Origin of the sequence: Pseudonocardia sp. McavD-2-B, from assembly GCF_024124365.1 — a bacterium.
GTDB lineage: Bacteria > Actinomycetota > Actinomycetes > Mycobacteriales > Pseudonocardiaceae > Pseudonocardia > Pseudonocardia alni.
Window position 1 is genome coordinate 1 of the sequence record NZ_JAMXSG010000542.1, and the last position, 1,102, is coordinate 1,102.

Here is a 1,102-nt window from a genome sequence, read left to right on the forward strand (position 1 = left end):
GTGCCGCCGACGCGACCGGCGCCCGCGGCCCGCGGGTCCGGGTCCGGGTGACGCTCGCCGCGCTCGCGCTGCTCGCCGCCGGGGCACTCGCCGCCCTCGCGGTGGAGCTCGGCGATGCGCTGACCGGGACCGCGCTGGCCGCGCTGTCCGGGATGAGCGTGTTCGCCGCGCTCGTGGTGGCGGGCCCGTTCGTGGTGTCCGGTGCGGCGGCACTGCTCGCGCCCCTGGTCGCGCGGTGGGCGCCGGGGCGGATCGCGGTCGGCAACGCCCGGCGTATGTCGCGGCGGACCGCGGCGATGACCACGGTCCTGTCGCTGGGCGTGGGGCTGACCGCCGCGCTGCTGGTCGCGGTGGCCGGGGCGTCCGCCGACGCGCGGGCGTCGATCGACCGCAACTACCCGGCCGACGTGGTCGTGTTCCCCGGGACCGTGGACCGGGACACGGACGCGCTCGCGGCCCGGCTGGACGCGGCCCCGGAGCTGACCGCCCGGGTGTCCGACGGCATCGTGCTCGTCGACCCGGCGCCGGGCGCGGACCCGGTCGCGGTGCGCTCCGCGGTGGCGCGGGGCGCGGGTGACGCGTCGGCCGCCTTCGTCGCGGACATGCGGGAACAGACCGAGAGGGCGGTCGGTGCCGTGCGCGGGATCGGACTCGGTCTGGTCGGGGTGACGTTGCTGGTGGCCGTCGTCGGGGTCGGCGTGACCCTGGCGCTGTCGGTCAGCGAACGGACCCGGGAGATCGCGCTGCTGCGCACCCTCGGGCTGTCGCGCGCCGCGTCCCGGCGCGCGGTGGCGGCCGAGGCGGCGCTGGCCGGGGCGGTCGCGGCCGTGCTGGGGGTGGTGATCGGCGGCGCCTACGGGGTACTGGCGCTCGCTGCGACCGGGATCGGTGCGCCCACCTCCGGTATCCCGCTGGGGCAGCTCGCCGCGCTGGCCGCGGCCGTCGTCGCGGTCGCGGTGGCCGCCTCGGTGGGGCCGGTGCGCCGAGCCGGGCGGATCGAGCCCGCGCACGGCGTCGTCGCGGCGTGAGGGCGCACCCGCGCGCCCGGACCGGGGGGTCGGGCGCGCGGGTGGCTGCGGCGGGGCAGCGCGCGGGCTCCAGG

Annotated in this window: 1 protein-coding gene; it reads left to right on the plus strand. The window is 79.9% G+C overall.

All coding sequences use genetic code 11. The annotated features are described in order from the left end of the window. Nucleotides 1-1,028, plus strand: a 1,028-nt coding sequence (locus NH602_RS31015; RefSeq protein WP_253069715.1) for an FtsX-like permease family protein, incomplete at its 5' end; no start/stop codon positions are given. Nucleotides 1,029-1,102: the final 74 nt, after the last annotated feature.